This is a genomic window from Rhizobium sp. 768_B6_N1_8, assembly GCF_051811225.1.
GTDB lineage: Bacteria > Pseudomonadota > Alphaproteobacteria > Rhizobiales > Rhizobiaceae > Rhizobium.
Genome location: NZ_JBPWPV010000002.1, coordinates 553,426 through 571,521, shown reverse-complemented (window position 1 = coordinate 571,521; position 18,096 = coordinate 553,426). Strand labels below are relative to the sequence as shown.

Here is an 18,096-nt window from a genome sequence, read left to right as displayed (position 1 = left end):
TTTTATGAAAGGCAGCATTTTGCAATAGCTCTTTGCGCGAATGTTTTGATCATGTTGGCACCCGAAAGAGCATCGTCGGAAAGCGCGGAGGCTTCCACGACACACACTTCGAGCACCATCGATGAGGCGCAGGTCGGTCAGCGCGACACAGTCGCCGAATGCTTTGTTAGCGAACGATGAAAAGGTCAGCTCGGCTTTGGCTCAGCCTTCAATGGCAAATGCCGCGCCCGTTGCACCCGAGGCATACAGGATCGGCTTTTGGCCGATCCTCTGCACGTGCCGATCGAGCACCACAATGGCTTGCTCGATTTTGCCCTTACGGAGATGATCGAGAATGGCATGGTGATCGACATCAACCCGAGGCGACCAGCCGCCGCGCCCGCTCACAAACAGAAGTCGTGATCCTACCATATGGAGATCGTCGATCGCCGCAAGCAGCCGCGGCATGTCGCAAGGTGCGAGCAAAAACCTGTGGAACCGGCGATTCGCCTCGTCCCATTCCCGGATATCGACCGCACCGTCACCGGCAATCATAGCCGTTTCCGCCTCATCCAGGATGAACCGAGTCAAATGCGGCGCGGCATGGCGAAGCGCAAGCGCCTCCAGGGCAGAGCGCATGCGGGCGACCTCCTGAACCTCGGCCAGCGAAAACGACGCGACCCGCACGCCACGGCGTGCCTCACTCACTGCGAGCCCCTGCGCCTCCAGGCGACGGAACGCCTCCCGCACCGGAACATGGCTGGTGCCGAATTCTTCAGCAATATGATCCTGCCTGAGCCTGCTGCCGGGTTCCAGCGCGCCCGTGATGATGCGGTCGGCGAGAACGCGGCTGATACGATTGGCGATCGTGTCTTCGGTGATCATGGTCATGTTTTATAGATAATTTCATAGAGCAGCGCTGTCGAGGCCACAAGCAGCTCAAGATTACCCGGCAAACGGGTCGGGAAAGGCGGCCAGTGCTGTTCGAAGAGGCAGGCGATCTGCCTGTTCAAAATCCGAAACTCGACTTGCCCTTGTCGATCAACCAGGTGATTGCCGGAAGACACCCAACGTGCCTAAGGTTTCCGATTCCATCCGGTATGCAGTCGCCTCCACAGTCACGTGGTTAGGCCGCTGTCAGACGTCGGCTTTCGCAAGACGCGCGAGAAGGTCGTCGAGCATGGGCCGCTGCCCCTTGAGCATCCTTACCGCTGCGTCCTTCAACGAAAACCAATCCGCACGATCGACTTCTGGAAACCTCCGGATCCGACCGGACCTCGGAGGCCATTCCATCTGGAACTCCGAGCTTCGAATGTTATTCAGGTCCAGCGTGAGGTCGGCTTCCACATACCAGGCGACAACGACCTTGCCACCCGGCTGCCGGTATTCGCCCAACGGATTGAAGTCACCATCGACCACGACCCCCAACTCCTCAAGGGTTTCCCGCTTCGCAGCCGCGAGTTCGTCCTCCCCCGGCTCGACCAGTCCTTTGGGAATGGACCAGGCGCCCTCGTCCTTCTTCGCCCAGAAAGGCCCTCCGGGGTGGACGAGGAGGACCTCGACTTCGTCAGAACGGCGCCGAAACAGGAGGAGCCCGGCGCTACGAATGGCCATACCGCCCCTCCTCAATCATGGTTCAAGGCATTCTTCGCAGATGCCACAGCCGTCCATCCATCGACGGGCACGTCGGCAACAGAGACAGATACGACCATCCGGCTGCTCCCTGTCATTTTCCGGAGGGATGATTTCGGTCGTTTCGTCGGAAAAAATAGCCGAAACCTCTTCTTGTTGCTCCGCCAGCCTGATCTCATCAAATAGGTGGTCGGGGCCGGCCGGCAAGACGGCATCGCCATTGCTGGAATGTCGCATGATGGACGGCCGATACCGCAGCTCGGAATGAGGTTGTCCCTCGGCCGTGGACGGCCAGGCGTGGCGCCATGCCTGCCGCCAGTTACGGCAAGTAACCATACGATTTTAGCCGAATATTTAGCTTGCTCGCCTAGTTTTCTGGGATCTTTGCAGCCGGAGCATTGGCCGTGCGCCTCGTAACGCTTGAACAGGTAGAAAGTCAGCTCGCGCGCGGCTTTGGTCTTCTACGCTTCGCGCCGGAGATAGAGACCCTGTTCCTCAGGCAATACGCGGCCGAGCGAGCCCGGCTCGTCGCAACCTGGTGTCTGATCGGCGTGCTGATTTACGACCTTGTCTATTTTGCCGACCGCGACATAGTGCCGGATGTGCGCACGGGGCTGATTGTCGTTCGGTTTCTGATCTTCACACCCTTCGTGATTGCCTGCATATTTGTCGTACGCCGCTGGCCGAATGCGCGGCTTTACGACACGCCTATGCGTCAGAATTCATTGCGGATTTCAATATCCGTTTCGGTAAATCGCCGCGCAATTGATCCTGAAATGCCAAGGATGCGGGCTGCAATAGGGCCTAAGAAATAGGCCGCTAGAAGCGGGCTCAGTTCGATCGGCGATCGCCGCCTTGTATTCCCGATTGAGCGTTTCGGCGCGAGGCAGCGGTTTGCGATCGGCGGAGGTGCGGCGTGCCACCATGTAGCCGAACTCGCAACGCACTACCCGAAAACCGCTGGCCGATACGACATTCGCCGCGCGATAATCGATGCGGGATCCATCGGTGCACCAGCAAGGATCGTGACGCGCGCATCCTCCGGCCCTTCGACCAGAAACCACGCTGACCTCTTGCTCCCTTGAATTCAGGATCACTTTTCAGATGCGCCTGTAGGATCACACCGCTGGCGCACGTCCTATATATGGGCGAGCCATGGCCGCCCGCAATTTGGTGACTATATCAACCGGAGCAAGGTCAAGTCTCCTGCCCGACCATTACAGATGGAGGAATGTCATGGATATGCAGAGCCTCACACCAGCAATCGAACTTGCGAGAAAGAACGGCGTGTACTTTCCGAACGAAAGCGCCGCCTACAGGGAGGCGCGGAACGCGCTTCTCGCCGAGGAAATCGAACTCCGCCGCCATATCGAGCGTGTCGCCGAGCAGAGACGCCATCTGCCGCCGGGCGGGCCTGTGCCGAAGAACTATACGTTCGAGGGCGTGAACGGCAGGATCTCGTTCGAGGAGCTGTTCGCGGACAAGGAAACGCTCGTCGTCTACAGCTATATGTTCGGCCCGGAGCGGGAGCAGCCCTGCCCGATGTGCACGTCGCTGCTCTCTTCCTGGGACGGTGAGGTTCCCGACATCCAGCAGCGCGTCGCATTCGCCGTCGTGGCCCGCTCGCCGCTGCAGCGCCTCACCGATTTCACGAGGGAGCGCGGCTGGCACTATCTGCCACTCTATTCGGATACGAGCGGCGAGTTCAGCCGGGACTACCATGCGCTCGGCAAGGACGGCAGTGATGACGCGGCCTTCAACGTGTTCACCCGCCGGGATGGGACAATGCGGCATTTCTGGAGCGGCGAGATGGGCGGCGCCACAGCCGATCCCGGTCAGGACCCGCGCGGCGCGCCCGACCTGATGCCGATCTGGACGATCCTCGATTCCACCCCGGAGGGCCGGGCGCCGCATTGGTATCCCAAGCTGTCCTATTAGAATGATGCGCGGCTCAGGACAGTTCCGGCACCGAATCGGCGCGTCGGTGAGATCGGTCTTGCGGTAGAATCGAGATACGTTGCCGCCGCACCTATCGTAAATCGGGTGCGCGCCACAAAGAGGGCGGAGGCCCAATCGTCACTGGTCCATGTGTGCTGCCTCCAGATCGGCAGGCTCAGCAATTTTGTCAAACCGGAGAGGGCGAGCGTGCTCAGCGCCGGCAAAGGGAAGGTCCCTCCGCCGGATTTCTGTCGGCCGGGCGCGTTCCATCCGGAAATGACCCCGGTCTCTATAGCTCACCCCACCGTTTCGCGCTTCGGGAGCACGAGATCCGCGACCGTATAGGTGTGGAATCCGCTGCTGGAGACCGTGTCCAGCCGCTTGAAACGTTCGGCAAAATCAGGATCGGGCTCGTCGAGCCGCCATATGTGCCTTTGTTGTCGCCACATACGTTTGCGGCTGTAATCTTTGCACTAGTTCCGCGCGCGGGAATTCGCGTCACGCGAGGGCGTGAGCAAGGCAGCCTGAGGAGCTCGGGCGTAAGCGATCCGAAGGACAAGCGCGACCGACGGCCCCACGACCGAGTGTTCCGCTTGCGGGGTGATTTCGCCGCCAGTCGCAATCCTCGCGATCGGTGTCATCACCTGCCAGGCCGAACCAGCGAGCCGCCGGCCCGCTGCAACCTCAAATGTTTTGCGCCATCTTGAACACCGGCGCGAAAAGATAAAAGAGGCTCTTGGCCGCTGACGCGGTGATGTGGTCGGCATCCATGTAAAGCGGCACGCCGCTTCGCGAGGCGTGGCAACGGTCGTTGTTGCAAAAGGCCGGCAGCGGATCGACGACAATTGCACCATATTTATCGGCATATTTCTCCAGCATCGAGCGGGCGAGCGCCTGCCGTTCGGCGACGTAGGACAGGGGTGGCGCGATATCCGCCGAGGTGCCGTCGAGCTTGGCCTTGGCAAGAGCCTCGGGCACGAAACGCCCCATCTCCGGCACGTCCATAACCAGCACGACCGTGACGCCTTCCTGCTTCAGCTCGGCCAGAGTCTTATCCAGGGCCGTGGCAATCGGCGTCGAGTAATCGGCCACAGACGGGGGGATTGAAGGATCGAAATAGTCCCCCTGGTTCGGTAGTTCGGAATTGTGAACGTATTTCGGCCAATAGGCGAGCATGAACACGAGCGGAATATGCTCCCGCTTGATGAGGTCGCGCACTGAATCGTTGAAGGCCGTGCAGCGTCGCGTATCGTTTTTGCCCGCAAGCGCAACGTCGGTCAGCGGAGGGCATGACGCATGGGCAGCGAACCTGCCGCCAAAGCCCGCGGCAGCGGCGGCGGCATCGATGCCCGGCGCCATCGCGGCAGCGTGTGAGTCACCCCACACCAGAAAGTCGGGGCCAGCATCATTCGGATCGCCCAGGCCGCAGACCTTGCCGGCTTCGATATCGGCATTTGACGGACCTTTGTGATCCGACTCTGTAAAGCAGCCGTCCATGTAGAAGTGGCTTCGGTCATATGTGGCCGCATAGATTGACCGAACGTCGACCGGCAATCGGCCCGGTGCGCCACCACTCATGACCAGAAGCAGCCCGGCGCCGGCCGTAAGCCCGATCACCGCGGCCGCCATTGCCGGCAGTTGCTTGCCGGTGAGCAGCCCCCAATTTCCACGAAACGGCTTTTCGATGAACCGCCAGGAGGCGACGGCAACAAGCATCGATGCCAGGATCACGGCGCACCGCAGCAGCGGCGTCAGCTCGTGACCCGCGAAATAGCGGGTGAAGACGATAATCGGCCAATGCCAGAGATAGAGCGAATAGGAAATCAGCCCGATAAAGACCAGCGGACGCAGCGAAAGAAGCCGGCCGACGATGCCGCTGCCTGCGCGCGCATGGATGATGAAGGCGGCGCCCAGGCATGGCAACAATGCGGCATAGCCCGGAAAGGTCGTTTTCTCGGTAAAGGCGAAAACCGCGATGCCGATCAGGACAAGTCCGATCGCCGCCAAGGCCTGCCGGCCCGTCTCGCTTTTCACCTCGGGGATGGCCTTGAGGCCGATGATGACGCCGATCAGAAGTTCCCAGACGCGATATTGGGAAAGGTAGAAGCCCGCTGTCGGATCGCGATTCAACACACCGATGCAGGCGGCGAAGGATGCGGCGAGGGCGACAAGCGCGAAAGGAACCATCCGCCGCGGCGCGACCTTCTGCAGCAAGATCACGACGAGGGGAAAGGCGATATAGAATTGCTCTTCGACCGCAAGCGACCACGTATGCAGCAGCGGCTTCATCTGCGCGCCGATATCGAAATAGCCCACCTCTTTTGCAAACTGAATGTTCGACATGAAGAGGGCGGCGGCTGTCATGCTCCTGGCGAAATATGAAAGCTCCAGAGGCATGAGGGCGAACCAGGCGACGACAGCGCAAGTCGCCATCATCGCAAAGAGGGCCGGGAAGATACGACGGATGCGCCGCTGATAGAAATTCAGGAGGCTGAACTCGCCTTTCGCCATCTCGCCGGCAATCAGCGACGACATCAGATAGCCGGAAATGACGAAAAAGACATCGACGCCGACAAATCCGCCGCTGATGCCGGGAATTTCAGCGTGGAAAAGAACAACCGGTAGGATGGCAAGGGCGCGTAATCCGTCGATATCAGGTCGGTATGCCAGGTGCGCTCCATTGTGTGGCGCGCTTGGAACGGGATTTTTTCCCTTTGTAAACAACGTCACAGACCTTCGCACTTGCGTATCCGGTAAACAATGGATGGAGCTATCCGTAAGAATTGAGGTATTTCAAGGCCCATAGAGCCAGCAGAACCGCGACCCCAAGGCAGATCGCTATGATCGCTATCAACCCGCCCTGGTCACAGGACGCTCTTTCTGGCTTGCGGCAAGTGTCCTGAATTCCAACATCAGGGCGCGGGAATAAGCCGGGAGAGAATTTCTCTTCTATGCCAACTGCCCTAGGGACATGGAGGTAAATCCGAAGCACCGCATTTCTTCTTTTCGGCGGCCTCCGGTCTCTTCGCCTGCTGCTCTACGATCGCCGGCCTGGGCTGAGGCTGGGGCTTGAGTTCAGCCTGAGGCCTGGGCTCCGCCTGCGGTTTGGGTTCAGCCTGTATCTTGGGTTCGACCCGTAATTCGGGTTCGGCCTGTGGTTTTGCGGCACGTGCCTGCGCCGGCATTGCAACATGTGGCTCCCTAGGCAAGGATGGCGGCGAAGCTTCCTCTCGGGACTGCGGCGGAACAACATGGCGCTGATTGCCGAGCTGCGGTTCGCTGTTGTTGGGAACGCTGGGTTTTGCTGGTGTGTTGTCAATAGTTGCCGGCGCCGCAGGCTTTGTCGGCAGGCTGTGAGCGTCGGGTTCCGGGCCTGCGACACCTCCCTTCGGTTTCGCATTCGGGGCTGCCGGTGGTGCCGGGGTCTTGGCGACCTGGCTTTGACCTTTGACGGCAGGCGCATTGGCCTCGGGAAACTGCGGCTGGCCTTTTGAACCCGGAAGGGCATGCGCGTCGGGATTTGCGCTCTGAAGTGGTGGATGCGCGGCCGTCGTCGGATTATGCGCGGTACTGGGCTCCGCTTCGGGCGGCTGTATTTTTCCTGCCGGGGCCGCTTGTGGCTTGTTCGCCGGCGTGCCGGCGGGCGGCAGCGGCTCGCCGTTGGCGCCGAAAAGCGCCTGGGTGGCGGCACTTCCGGTCTGTGTCTGCAGCTGTTGTGCCTGTGTGCCCGTCTTTGTCTGTATTTGGGGCTGGGACTGGACCGAAGGGACGGGCACCGGCGCTAAACCGGCTGCAGGTGTCGGTTTCTCGGCTCCGGCCGGGGCCTGCTTTTGCAAAACGGCAGCCTTTTTCTGTATCGAGGGCGGCAAGGCAACGTGGAGCGCAGCTGCACCCGTTCCGGCGATGATGGCCGCGCCGGCGAGCTTTTCTCCTGTCGTCAATCCGGGCGCAGCCGGTGCGGCCTCGTTCTCGTTGACAACCGTGTTGTTGACGACCGTATTGTGAATGTTGTTGAAGATAATGTTGTTTTCGGGCGGCGCGATATCCCGCGGGGGTTCCACCCATTCGGGGATCGGAACGAAGACCGGCGCCGGTAGCACGTAGAGATCGACCGGTGGCCTGGGCGGCGCAAGCGTTACGAAATCCGGCGGCGGTGGTTCCAGGAAGACGACGGGCGGCGGCGGCGCATAACCGAAGTCGGCATCATCGAAATACAAGACAGGCCGGTCGACATAGACGATTTCCGGTGGTGGTGGCGGCGGCACGTCATACTCGATCACCGAAAATGACGGGGGCGGCTCGAGTGCTGCCTCGAAATGTTCCAGACGACGGCGGGCATCCCAGACATGGGGACCACGCGGATAACGTCTCAGATAGGACCAATAGGCCTCCGGCGTATCCGCATTCCAGGTTTCGCGCCAGGTGATCGCTTCGCGGCGCGCTGCAATGATCGCACGCACCCGCCTTGCCATGGAGTCGTTCGGATAGCTTGCCAGGAAATCCTCGTAACCACGCATCGTGTCGCGGTCGAGCGCGGCGAAATAGGCATCCCGCTCGTCGAAATCGCTGATCGGCTTCGTCCGGATTGCGACATTGCTGTAGCTGGACACCTGGGCGGCCGGCGGATTGGGACCACGATCGAAAAACGTGAAGGCGTTCTTGAATTTGGAAGCATTCCAGGAAATCTGCGCGCCCTTGGTCAGATCGCTGAGCCGCAACCGTGTCCGGTCAAACACATCATCGAGCGGAAGCCCGCCGATGCGGATCATTTCCGCCAGGGCATGGGCATAGGAACCATAGGGGCCGGCCTCCTGCGGGGCGACCGTGCCCGGCGCGGCATTAAAGGCGATCAGCTGATTGGCGTCCGGATCGACGAGCGCCAGACCACCGGCCAGCGGCTGATTGGACTGCACGAATGGATTGGCTCTTGCTGCATCGAGCACGACGATGCTGCCGCGATTGTTGATACCGGCCAGCGATCTCGAAAAATCGGTTATGCGCAGAGCTTCCACCGGCACATCCGTGGCACTGGCGATCTGGGCGTCGACCGGCACGAAATAGTTATCGCCCTGATATTGCACGCCATAGCCCGCCAGATAGACGAAGACGACGGTATTGGGTCCCGATGCATTCGCTTTCGTCAGAAAGTCCCGCATCGCGTCGCGCAATCCGTTCTGGTCGAGGTCGCGCGCGCCGATTACGTCGAAGCCGGCGGCCTGCAGCGTTTGCGCAATCAGCCCGGCATCGTTGGCCGGCGTCGGCAGGGCGCCCGCCTTGTAGCCGGCATTGCCCACGACGAAGGCTATTCTCTTTTCAGGGGAACCTTGCGCTTCGACCGGATTTACGGAAGCGATGCCGGCCAGAACAAGCGCGACGGCAAAAAATGTCCAGATCGCCTTTCCAGACGACATTCCTATTGTCCGAAGTAGAGAAGGCATACCGGTTTTTCCAATCAAGATGTGATGCAAATTCACTGTGAGCCCCCGCAAGGGCCAGCCCTATCAGCTTCGCCAGAGACGGTTGGCAAGCTTCGCATCACTCTTTAGCAATCGTTTATGAGCGCGGGATTAGCCGTAACTGAAGCGAAACTGAAGACGGCTCGGACCCTTCGCAAGCCGCCGACATCAACTTGACGGTGTCGCACAGGGTTGGAGCGTCTATAGGATGAGCCCCCGAAAGCGTAGCCTGACGACAAAACTGTCTCCCCTGGCCATTCGCGAGATATCGTGCCGTCGAGTGGCCGCCGACTTCTCCGGCAAGCTTGCTGGCGAACCCGCCCGAAACTTGCGTTGGCAAGACCTTCGAGCCGCCGAGCTCCGTCCAAGGCAGACCCGGACCAGGCGATCTCAGATGCGGTTTCTACGGCCAGGGTCCGGGTGAAGACGGTCGTGTTTTTCGAAGCGACCGAAACGCCAATTGGAGTCCTGCGGCATCATCGGACGCGTGACCGTAAGGCGGAGCTTTGGGCAATCGGGCGTCATGGTCTGTCCGGACCCTTGCTCGTCGTCACGGCTTGGTTGGGCAGCCCCTTGCCAGGCGAGATATCTGGTCTCGCGCCCCCGTGAGTTCAAAGCCGGTGCTGTATTCCACATCGGCCTTGACGGAGTACATAGTGGCGAAATCAGCGGCAGATGTGAGGGCGGCAAGCAGCTTCGGATGCTTTGAGAGAACAATCGTTCGCCGATCGGAACTGTTCCCGTCGAGGCGGATCGTCTCTTTGTACCTCCCAATCTCGAAGCGCGCCGATCGCAGGCCCATCTCACCAACAGTGGCGTCACCGATCTCGAAAATGAGACCGTTCTTGGCGTCGCACCGGACCATATAACAAGCCTCGTTGTCGGTCGCATCAACGACAGAGCATGTTCCGACCGCTCCGGCATGCGAACTGGTAAGCTTGACCCATGGAGCGGGCGGCTCGACTTCCTGCGTGAGCGCGGGTGATGCCGCAAGGCTCGCGCCAAACACACACGCTGCCACGCCAACCACGCCTGCGACTGCCGGTCTGCTGAACCTCATCCTACCCTCGTTTTTTCTAAGATGTTGCGAGCCTAGTAGGGTCTCGACGTGGATGCGCTTGTCAAGGTCGATTGAGGGGAGACGCAGACCAGCAGGCGGATGGCGCTTGTGATCGGCTCACTTGCTTTGAGAAGCCGGTGAGGAGCTTATCGACGTGACCTGCTTTGGGATGCCACTCGCAATCGCGCTCATAATCGTCTTCGATAATTTCGTTCCCGTGCGCGTACGCGTCAAATCTGTCGTACATCTGGGCCAAACCACGCTCCCGTGCATTCCCCGCATCCGCTACTTCAGCGGCCATGCCGACATCCCGAGGTCGATGACGCCCCGCAGCACGCGGCCGTTCGCGCCTGCCTGTGGCAGGTTCATTACGGCCTGCAAAACGCCGAGAAAATGCCACGCCAAGCCATCGGTATCCGCCGCTGATGGCAACTCGCCATTGGCGACCGCTTCTCGCAGAATCTCCTCGAAGATCGCCCGCTGCCGCGTGAGGCCCTCCAAGGCAACGACCTGCCCTTCTAGCGGTAAATCTGCCATCTCGGTGCACGATCGGACCAGCATGCAACCCTTAGGTCGCGCAGCTCTGGCATCGTTCGGAAGAAACTCGCTTAGTAGAGCTTCAAGCTGGCCGCGTCTGGTATCTCCCTGGACGGCCCTCATGCGATGCACGACGCGCTCCGCATAAGTTGAAAGCACCTCCCGGAAAAGCCCATCCTTATCTCGAAATCGCTTGTACAGGCTTGAGCGGGACAACCCCATTGCCGTCGTTAGCTGATCGATGGACGATGCAGCGTACCCATGTCGCCAGAACACATCCATGGCGGCATTGATTACCGAAGTCTCGTCGAACTGGCGTTTTCCGCTCATTTCAATTTCTCATTTGACATCATGGACCGATCGTTCCACAAATGATGGACCGTTCGTTCCAAAATAGCAAGGATACTCAAATGTTCAATCCTCCCTCGAGTGAAGTAAGCAGGCCGCGCATTGCAGTGGCCGGCGCTACTGGTCGGGTCGGCGCCACTTTGATCGCAAACCTGGTCAATGACCCCGTCGATATCGTGGCGCTGACGCGGAATCCAGACACGCGGGACCTACCGGCCGGGGTCGCTTTGGCCAAAGTTGACTTCGATATACCTGCCACTCTTGCCGGCGCGCTGCGCGGTGTGGAGCGCCTTTTCCTTTCCCACGGCACGTCCCCGCGGCAGGTTGCCAACGAAATCGCATTGATCGACGCAGCCGTGGCCGCAGGCGTTGTTCACATCGTCAAATTGTCGGTCATGGGACCTCCGTCTCGGCTGCATCCGTTCGATTGGCACATGCAGATCGAAGCCCACTTGGCTGCGCATAACATTGGCTACACGCTTTTGCGCCCAAGTTCATTCGTCGACATTCTGGCCCGGGCCAGCGCCCCGGTCGCGGATGGCTCATGGGGTGGCGTGGCTGGCAACGGGCGCGTCAACTTCATCGACACTCGCGATGTCGCCGATGCCGCGCGTGCCGCTCTTCTCGACAATGAGCACATTCACTCGCAGCGCGCCTATCATCTGACTGGCCCCGGTACGGTGAGTATGCCGGAGGTTGCCGAAGAACTGTCGCGCCTCCTCGGTGAGACCGTGTTGTATCAGCATCGGACCCACGACGAGCATCGCGGCGTCCTGATCGCCTCGGGCGTAAGTGAAATGGTTGCCGATTGCTCCTTGGACTTGACGGTATGTTCCGGGAATCTGTGCTCGCCGAAACGACGTCCACATTCTCCGAGTTGACGGGCCAAACGCCGCGATCGGTTGCGGGCTGGCTCAGCGACAACATCGCCGTCTTCCGAAAGAAGTCCGAACCGATGGAAGCCCGGTGAGCCCCGACCTGAAATGAGGCCCCACTATCACGGGCGCCGACAACGCCGGCGCGGAGAAGACGGCCGCGCAGCCCACCAGACATGACCCCTTGATCGCATGGCTTGCAAAGTTCGCAAAAGCGTTCACCGAAACCGCAAGCGCACCCGTGCCGATCACAACGTGCGGCTGCCTGACCCCGACCACGTAAAGGAGCAGCGGGCGTGGCCGGGATGGATCCACCGCCGCCGAGGAGGCCGAGCATGAAGCCGACGAGCCCGCCGGGGAAGCCGTCAACCGCTGTATGACGGATCTCGGCGGCTACAGCCTTGCCTATTTCGTTCGTGGTGGGACGGCACTCTTTGCCGATGCGATCTTCTTGGCGGCTTTCCACTCCATCGCGCCGTCGCAAACAGATGAGGATGCCGAGAAGACCGAAGGTTCGGAACGGGTTGATCTGGCAGAATGCTGAGGCTAGGCTGCCGCTCCACAACAAGTGCAAACACACGAGGATGTCATGCCGACTGGCAAGGTTAAGTTTTTCAATCAGGACAAGGGCTTCGGCTTCATCACGCCGGAAAGCGGAGGACCCGATGTCTTCGTCCATGTCTCCGCGCTCCAATATGGCGACGCATTGAAGGAAGGCCAGAGCGTATCCTACGATCTCGGCCAGGATCGGAAGACCGGCAAGTCGAAGGCGGAAAACGTCAGACCACTCTGATCTGCACGAGATATATTATCGCAAGAGACAACTGATTGCGGGGCGTCCATGGAGGCGCCCCGCTTGTTTAAGACCTATACATCGCTGACGTATTCCAGGTGAAGGGCGAACCACCAGCAATGGAGGAATTGCAAGGAGGCTTTCTTAGGCGAACCGGGTCGCCGACCGTGCCCGCGCTTTCGCGGCTACTTCATCGCGGTCGCGAGGAGGTTGAGAGGTCTCCAGCGAATTAAGCAGTTCCTTGGCGCATTTCGCGATCGACATCACCGCGTGTTCAAAAGCGGCCCCATTGCGTTTTGATGGCCTGGTGGTTCCGCTCAACTTGCGTACGAACTGAAGCGCCGCATCATGGATTTCCTCGTCCGTCGCTGGTGGATCGAAGTTGAAGAGGGGCTTGATATTTCGGCACATGCCTTGCTTTCCTTTTCGTCACGCCGCCGTTTCAAAGGGTACGGGGTATAAAAGCTAGTTCCGTGAGCGCTAATTGCAACGGACTGGGCGGCAACTCCCAGTCACCGATCACATTGAGTAGACAGCGCCGTTAACTCGGCCATGAAAAGATCGTTCACAAGCTCGCTTCTAACTCGGCCTCTACAAAGGCAGAGCTGCCACGCCTACCGATTACTTGCGAACTCAACCGATGATATTTCGACCGACCAATCCAGTTCCTGTGGCGTCAGTTTATCCGGCAAAGTCTGCAGGCCTCGATATTGGTTTAGCGCCCAGCAGTCGTCATAGGTGCCGCCAGGCTCGATAATTTTATAGCTCGTGAGGTGGTCGGAATAATACTCAATGCTGAAGCCGCGACGTTTTGCGATCAGCCGGAAGCGGACGACATCCACCTGCTGACGAGAACCGTTGAAAAGCCGAACGAAAACGGGCCTGGCAGGATCTACGCATCCCTTAGTTCCACTGCTTGTTCCTTCTATCGAGGCGCTCGCTCCATCGCGGTTTGTTTGCTGAAAGTAGATGAAGGTCGCAACACCGCCGCCCACGACCACGAGTGCGGTGAGGGTAAGCAGCGTCGGCTTTGGAAACAGAAAGAAGAAGACGATAACGATCACCACCGCGACTATCAGCAAAATCATATGGCGGGTCTCGTTTCTTTACTTTGGTGCCGTCCTGAAGGACGCGCTGATATGAAGCCTTTGTCATCGCCTGGCTCTTGGCCGCTTGGATTAGTCGCGAACGCGATGTTTTGCTATCTCAACATGTAGGTGTTTGTCGGTTGATCTTCCAGCCGGTTAAGGGCGATCAAATGTCTGCCGGAGTGCGGGATTACTTAGCCCCGGTGTGGAGAGACATGATTTTTCCTTTTTCATTGGGATGATAGATATAGGCGGCGCAGTAACAACCGACGAAGGCCACAGGCAGACCCCATGGTTTTAATGCGATGGATGACATATGGCTTCGCAATTACGTTTCTTCTTGCCAGCATTGCCGATGTCGTTGCGGCAGACGAGCCAGATCCCTTTGACCAGTTCAATGAACGCTGCCTCAACCGGGGAACGGATTTTCAACGGACGGTCGCCGTAGCAAAGGAACGGGATTGGCCAGCACTTGCGGAGGATATGACTACAAGTCTGGTGCCGGTGGAAAATCCTGTCGCATTGGAAGGCTGGAACCTGAGCGCTGGCGAAGACGTACCATTCAGGGCGCTGGTGGTGGCACGGGCGTCCGTAGGCGACAACACCGTCGAAAGCTGCACCATGGCGTTCGCGGAAATCGATGCTGCGGCCTTCGAACGACGCCTGGTCAGCGAGACGCATGCTAAAGCGTCCGGAGAAGGGAATGGACAGGGGCGCGCCAGAAAGTTCTTCAAAGCATCGTCCCCGGAGCGCCGGGAAGCGATTACGCTCGACCTGCCGCTTTATCCGAACGGAAGCGACGAGGTCATCGTCAGCGTTGTTTCGGACCAACAGATCGAGAACTGATGCGCGTTCGATCGCAACTAACCAGGCCCGCCGAAATCGGTGAAGGCTTCCGACATCAAGCCGCTGAGGCCGCCGGGATGACTGTTGACGGCATTGCCGATGAGGCTGCCGGTATTGTCGAGAAGACTCATTGCGTCCTCCTTACGTGGAGATGAGGCGTCGCGTCATCGCGACGCCTATCCATGCGATATGTGACCTCAGGATTTTAGCTTGCTGTTGCAGATGCTGTAATAGCCGCCGCCCTTCTTGATCCAGGTCAGGCCGTTCAGGCTGTTGTTGGCTTTATCGGCATTGTACTGATCGAGGCAGGTATGCATCCGGCCCTTGCCGGGTGTCTCACTCGCATATTTTGCATCGACCTTCGTTGGGAAGACCACGCCCTTCGGAACCACGGCCTTGGTCGGCGCGGGCTCGGCCGCATTCTCGGTATTGGCGGTCGTCGGCTCGTCGGTCGCGGCGGGCTTTGCGGGCGTCGCTGCAGTGGGCTTTGCTGGTGTCGCTGCGGCGGTATCTGCTCCGCATTGCGCCTTGCGGAAGTCGTTCCACTTCATGCCATTGAGACTATTGGCTGCCTGCGCCGCTTTATATTTGGCACTGCAGTCCTGCATGGTCATTGCATCGGCGCTTGACGCGGCAATGAAGGCGCCGACACCAAGTGCTGCGGCGACCGCGAGAGAAGCAAGTCTGTACATGTTTTTCTCCTCCGATTTATTTGGCGCATGGGGTATGCGCCATGCCGGATGCCTTGAGCTTTCGGCACCCGGTCGAGCAAAAGTCGCGGAGCAATGAGGTCAATTTAGCGGCTGCGAACCGACTGCTACCCGATGCCGCAGCAAACACTAAAATGAGCTTGTTTTTCCGGTCTTTGGCGAGGGCGAGAGATTGAGAAAGGGGCCGCGCAACCCTCCGATCGCAGAGAAGCTGAGCGAAGCCTCCGAGCACCTGTAGGTACTAACGGGCGTGACGATCCCAGTCGAGACATTGTATCGAGACACTTAAAGCCTCGGGAGGACCACCGCCCTCAGATCGGTACTCCCGCTCCTGCGCGGCGGGCCGTAACCTTCCTCAAAGTTGATCAGACACCCCGCATGTTTCCCCAGAGCAGGACATGGAGCTGCGGGAGGACGCGCGCATTAAACCACCGGTCTGAGGCGACCCTGTCGACCAGCCACCGCATACGCTTGAGAATACCCTCGAGATCGATCAAGGCTTCATCTTCCACCGGCGGCGTGTGGTTGCCTGGCTGCAGGAAGATCGGAAGCTCTTTGAACTCCTTCGCGACAGACCTTGCAAAGGCATAGTCAGCGTCGTCGAAGATGACGATCTTCAGCGCGATCCCGGGACCGTTGCGTGCGGCCGCCACGCAATCCTTTAGTTCGTCCAGCTTGAATTCCATACCGCTGGACGGTGGTTTGGGACTGAGGATCAAATGATCCAGCTCTGCAAACCAGTCTTGGGCGATCGATCCCTGCGTTTCCAAAGCGAACTGATAGCCATCGCGCTTTCCCCGAGCTATCAGCGGCCCGAGCGGCTGAATTGCCGGGTTTCCACCGGACAGGGAAATCGTCAGCGGACAGCCTTGAGAGAGCAATTCCACTTTCGACCAGATATCGTCGACCGTCATTGGCGTCCACTCGTCGCGGAAGGCGCTGTCGACGGCATGAAGGGTATCGCACCATTCGCAGCGATAGTCGCAGCCGCCCGTTCTGACGAAGACGGTTGGAAGGCCGATGAGCGGCCCTTCCCCCTGGATCGTCGGTCCGAAGATTTCGCTGATGCGGATCTTTTGTTCCCTGCCTGTCATGGACGATATTCCGCCCATGTCTTCGGCGTCTCGCTCACCCTGACGGCAGACGTCTCGGGCAGGCGTTGCTTGCACCAGTCGTAAAAATGCCTGGCGAGCCATTCGGATGTCACCCGATCATGGCCCAGTACATCATTGAGGTGCCGGTGATCGAAGCTCTCGTCGATGTAGCGCTTGAGTGGCGAAAGCTCGTGATAATCGCGGACAAAGCCATCCTCGTTCAACTCAGAGGCGGCAAGCTCGACCTCAACTATGTAATTGTGGCCATGGAGACGCGCGCACTGGTGGTCGCCAGGAAGGTGGGACAGCTGATGCGAGGCGGAGAAATGGAATTCCTTGGTAATCCGGTACATTACTTTGCCTCATCTGCTCTGAATGCACCGGTCGCAGCAATCCAGAAATCCGGATCGTCGTAGTCGGTCGGATCCTCGACACCGGCGAGATGGAAAGCTTCACGACGCTCGACGCATGTACCGCATCTCCCGCAGTGGAAACGGCCGCCCTTATAACAAGACCAGGTCTCTTCAAAAGGCGTCCGATGCTTCGCACCATCTGTGACAATGTCGGCCTTCGTGGCGTTCACATAGGGAGCGAGCAAGCTGACATCGGCATATCCCTCAAGGGCATGTTGTTGCATGACCTCAAACGACGAAATGAAGCCCGGCCGACAGTCTGGGTAGATGAAGTGGTCTCCGCCATGGACTGCAATCGCCACGGCATCTGCGTGGCGAGCAGCAGCAAGGCCGAACGCGATCGACAGCATGATGGCGTTGCGGTTCGGCACGACCGTTGCCTTCATCGTCTCTTCGGCGTAGTGCCCATCAGGAACCTTGACATCGTCCGTAAGGGCGGAGCCGGTCAGATGCTTACCCACGTTCGATATGTCTATGATGTCATGTGGCACGGCGAGCCTTCGTGCGCAGAGAGCCGCGAATTCCAGCTCTTTGACATGCCGTTGACCGTAGTTGAAGGAAATCAGACCGATCAGCTGGTGGTTCGCCGCAATCTTGTATGCAAGCGAAATGGAGTCGAGTCCGCCTGAGCAGACGACAAGTACTTTCATTTTAGTATCCCTTGTTTTGTTGAACCGGGTGGGCTGCGACCGGTTAGCGGGCACCTACTAAACTTCTGATGCTGCGATGTCTATAACTTTGTCGGCAGGAACCATCGACGGCGGCACGTCTGCGCAGAGGACGCGGAGGCCCCTCTAGATAAAGGCAGGTTGCAGCGGTTTTCAAATCGCCGCGCAGTGTCGGACCGAGACCAGCGGGTGATGTCGGATCCCCCTCCAGGCTTCGAAAGGGAGATCAGCCCGATCTCAGTCCGGATACTTGCGTGGTCTCAATCGCGAGGCCGCTGCGGCGCTAGCGATTGCGTCTGTGCGTAGGCGAGCGGTGAACGATTGCCAGCCGGTTTTCATCAAGGATCAGCGTCTTGATGTCGTCGGAGCGGACGTCGAGCGCGATCACGCGTTCGAGCTTGTCCAACGACCAGACGGAATAGCCAAGTGCGTTGGAGTAGCCGCAATCGCATCCGCAGTCGTCCCCCGGTATTTTTTCGGCTTTGACCGGGAGATACATGATCCGCGGCTTCGGGAGCTTGTAGCAGTGCCCCTCATAGGCATAACCATAGATCACACCGATGCTGACTATGTCGACCTTCCCGGCATCGATCAGAATGTGGCAGTTGGCCACTTTGACCTGCCTCTGAGAATTTCCTCCAGAATGGATTAGAGTCCGG

At 59.2% G+C, this 18,096-nt stretch carries 18 protein-coding genes and 3 pseudogenes; 6 read left to right on the top strand and 15 right to left on the bottom strand.

All coding sequences use genetic code 11. The features are described from left to right. Window positions 1-201: 201 nt before the first annotated feature. Together AB8B33_RS26950 and AB8B33_RS26945 are read right to left on the bottom strand one after the other, a co-directional pair. Window positions 202-870 (bottom strand): GntR family transcriptional regulator, encoded by a 669-nt coding sequence (locus AB8B33_RS26950; RefSeq protein ID WP_439017715.1) that lies wholly within the window; start codon window positions 868-870, stop codon window positions 202-204. 246 nt (window positions 871-1,116) lie between these two features. Next, window positions 1,117-1,593 (bottom strand): NUDIX domain-containing protein, encoded by a 477-nt coding sequence (locus tag AB8B33_RS26945; RefSeq protein WP_439017714.1) that lies wholly within the window; start codon window positions 1,591-1,593, stop codon window positions 1,117-1,119. Window positions 1,594-2,015: 422 nt separating this feature from the next. Here AB8B33_RS26945 and AB8B33_RS26940 point away from each other — a divergent pair, with 422 nt between their 5' ends. Together AB8B33_RS26940 and AB8B33_RS26935 are read left to right on the top strand one after the other, a co-directional pair. Next, entirely contained in the window at window positions 2,016-2,426 is a 411-nt protein-coding gene (locus tag AB8B33_RS26940; protein WP_439017713.1) for a hypothetical protein, read from the top strand. A gap of 421 nt (window positions 2,427-2,847) precedes the next feature. Next, a complete protein-coding gene (locus AB8B33_RS26935) occupies window positions 2,848-3,549 on the top strand; it encodes a DUF899 family protein (RefSeq protein ID WP_439017712.1) in 702 nt (233 codons plus the stop codon). Window positions 3,550-3,845: 296 nt separating this feature from the next. On the opposite strand, the pseudogene AB8B33_RS26930 reads toward AB8B33_RS26935, so the two are convergent. From AB8B33_RS26930 to AB8B33_RS26910, 5 genes and pseudogenes are all read right to left on the bottom strand, one after another. Continuing rightward, window positions 3,846-3,956, bottom strand: a pseudogene (locus AB8B33_RS26930) (antibiotic biosynthesis monooxygenase); the annotation flags it as partial. A gap of 277 nt (window positions 3,957-4,233) precedes the next feature. Continuing rightward, a complete protein-coding gene (locus tag AB8B33_RS26925; RefSeq protein WP_439017711.1) occupies window positions 4,234-6,279 on the bottom strand; it encodes an acyltransferase family protein in 2,046 nt (681 codons plus the stop codon). 233 nt (window positions 6,280-6,512) lie between these two features. Then, window positions 6,513-8,960, bottom strand: coding sequence for a caspase family protein (locus AB8B33_RS26920; RefSeq protein ID WP_439017710.1), 2,448 nt, complete (start codon window positions 8,958-8,960; stop codon window positions 6,513-6,515). 595 nt (window positions 8,961-9,555) lie between these two features. Next, window positions 9,556-10,065 carry a hypothetical protein gene (locus tag AB8B33_RS26915; RefSeq protein WP_439017709.1) on the bottom strand — a complete coding sequence of 170 codons (510 nt, stop codon included), beginning with the start codon at window positions 10,063-10,065 and terminating at the stop codon, window positions 9,556-9,558. A gap of 285 nt (window positions 10,066-10,350) precedes the next feature. Continuing rightward, a complete protein-coding gene (locus tag AB8B33_RS26910) occupies window positions 10,351-10,932 on the bottom strand; it encodes a TetR/AcrR family transcriptional regulator (RefSeq protein ID WP_113325613.1) in 582 nt (193 codons plus the stop codon). Window positions 10,933-11,012: 80 nt separating this feature from the next. Here AB8B33_RS26910 and AB8B33_RS26905 point away from each other — a divergent pair, with 80 nt between their 5' ends. Then, window positions 11,013-11,831, top strand: a complete 819-nt coding sequence (locus AB8B33_RS26905; protein WP_439017708.1) for an NmrA family NAD(P)-binding protein — start codon at window positions 11,013-11,015, stop codon at window positions 11,829-11,831. A 138-nt stretch (window positions 11,832-11,969) separates the two neighbouring features. Here the strand turns inward: AB8B33_RS26905 and AB8B33_RS26900 are convergent. After that, window positions 11,970-12,162: pseudogene (locus AB8B33_RS26900) on the bottom strand (TSUP family transporter); the annotation flags it as partial. Window positions 12,163-12,201: 39 nt separating this feature from the next. Between AB8B33_RS26900 and AB8B33_RS26895 the strand changes: the two are divergent. Then, window positions 12,202-12,369, top strand: a complete 168-nt coding sequence (locus tag AB8B33_RS26895) for a hypothetical protein (protein WP_439018925.1) — start codon at window positions 12,202-12,204, stop codon at window positions 12,367-12,369. A gap of 45 nt (window positions 12,370-12,414) precedes the next feature. Next, window positions 12,415-12,618 (top strand): cold-shock protein, encoded by a 204-nt coding sequence (locus tag AB8B33_RS26890; RefSeq protein WP_113184684.1) that lies wholly within the window; start codon window positions 12,415-12,417, stop codon window positions 12,616-12,618. Between the two features lie 144 nt (window positions 12,619-12,762). Here AB8B33_RS26890 and AB8B33_RS26885 read toward each other — a convergent pair whose 3' ends face one another. Both AB8B33_RS26885 and AB8B33_RS26880 read right to left on the bottom strand, forming a co-directional pair. Then, a complete protein-coding gene (locus AB8B33_RS26885; protein WP_439017707.1) occupies window positions 12,763-13,029 on the bottom strand; it encodes a DUF2277 domain-containing protein in 267 nt (88 codons plus the stop codon). A gap of 203 nt (window positions 13,030-13,232) precedes the next feature. After that, window positions 13,233-13,706 carry a hypothetical protein gene (locus AB8B33_RS26880; RefSeq protein WP_113323733.1) on the bottom strand — a complete coding sequence of 158 codons (474 nt, stop codon included), beginning with the start codon at window positions 13,704-13,706 and terminating at the stop codon, window positions 13,233-13,235. 291 nt (window positions 13,707-13,997) lie between these two features. Here AB8B33_RS26880 and AB8B33_RS26875 point away from each other — a divergent pair, with 291 nt between their 5' ends. Continuing rightward, window positions 13,998-14,552 (top strand): hypothetical protein, encoded by a 555-nt coding sequence (locus AB8B33_RS26875; protein ID WP_310382511.1) that lies wholly within the window; start codon window positions 13,998-14,000, stop codon window positions 14,550-14,552. A 197-nt stretch (window positions 14,553-14,749) separates the two neighbouring features. Here the strand turns inward: AB8B33_RS26875 and AB8B33_RS26870 are convergent, their stop codons facing one another. The 5 genes and pseudogenes from AB8B33_RS26870 to AB8B33_RS26850 all read right to left on the bottom strand — a co-directional run. Then, window positions 14,750-15,244 (bottom strand): hypothetical protein, encoded by a 495-nt coding sequence (locus tag AB8B33_RS26870; protein ID WP_439017706.1) that lies wholly within the window; start codon window positions 15,242-15,244, stop codon window positions 14,750-14,752. A 383-nt stretch (window positions 15,245-15,627) separates the two neighbouring features. Continuing rightward, window positions 15,628-16,356, bottom strand: coding sequence for a 7-carboxy-7-deazaguanine synthase QueE (gene queE, locus AB8B33_RS26865; RefSeq protein ID WP_439017705.1), 729 nt, complete (start codon window positions 16,354-16,356; stop codon window positions 15,628-15,630). Further along, entirely contained in the window at window positions 16,353-16,709 is a 357-nt protein-coding gene (queD, locus tag AB8B33_RS26860) for a 6-carboxytetrahydropterin synthase QueD (protein ID WP_310382508.1), read from the bottom strand. The genes queE and queD overlap by 4 nt, the downstream gene beginning before the upstream one ends. Then, window positions 16,709-17,419 carry a 7-cyano-7-deazaguanine synthase QueC gene (gene queC / locus AB8B33_RS26855; protein ID WP_439017704.1) on the bottom strand — a complete coding sequence of 237 codons (711 nt, stop codon included), beginning with the start codon at window positions 17,417-17,419 and terminating at the stop codon, window positions 16,709-16,711. The genes queD and queC overlap by 1 nt, the downstream gene beginning before the upstream one ends. A 278-nt stretch (window positions 17,420-17,697) precedes the next feature. Beyond that, window positions 17,698-18,020: pseudogene (locus AB8B33_RS26850) on the bottom strand (hypothetical protein); the annotation flags it as partial. Between the last annotated feature and the right edge of the window lie 76 nt (window positions 18,021-18,096).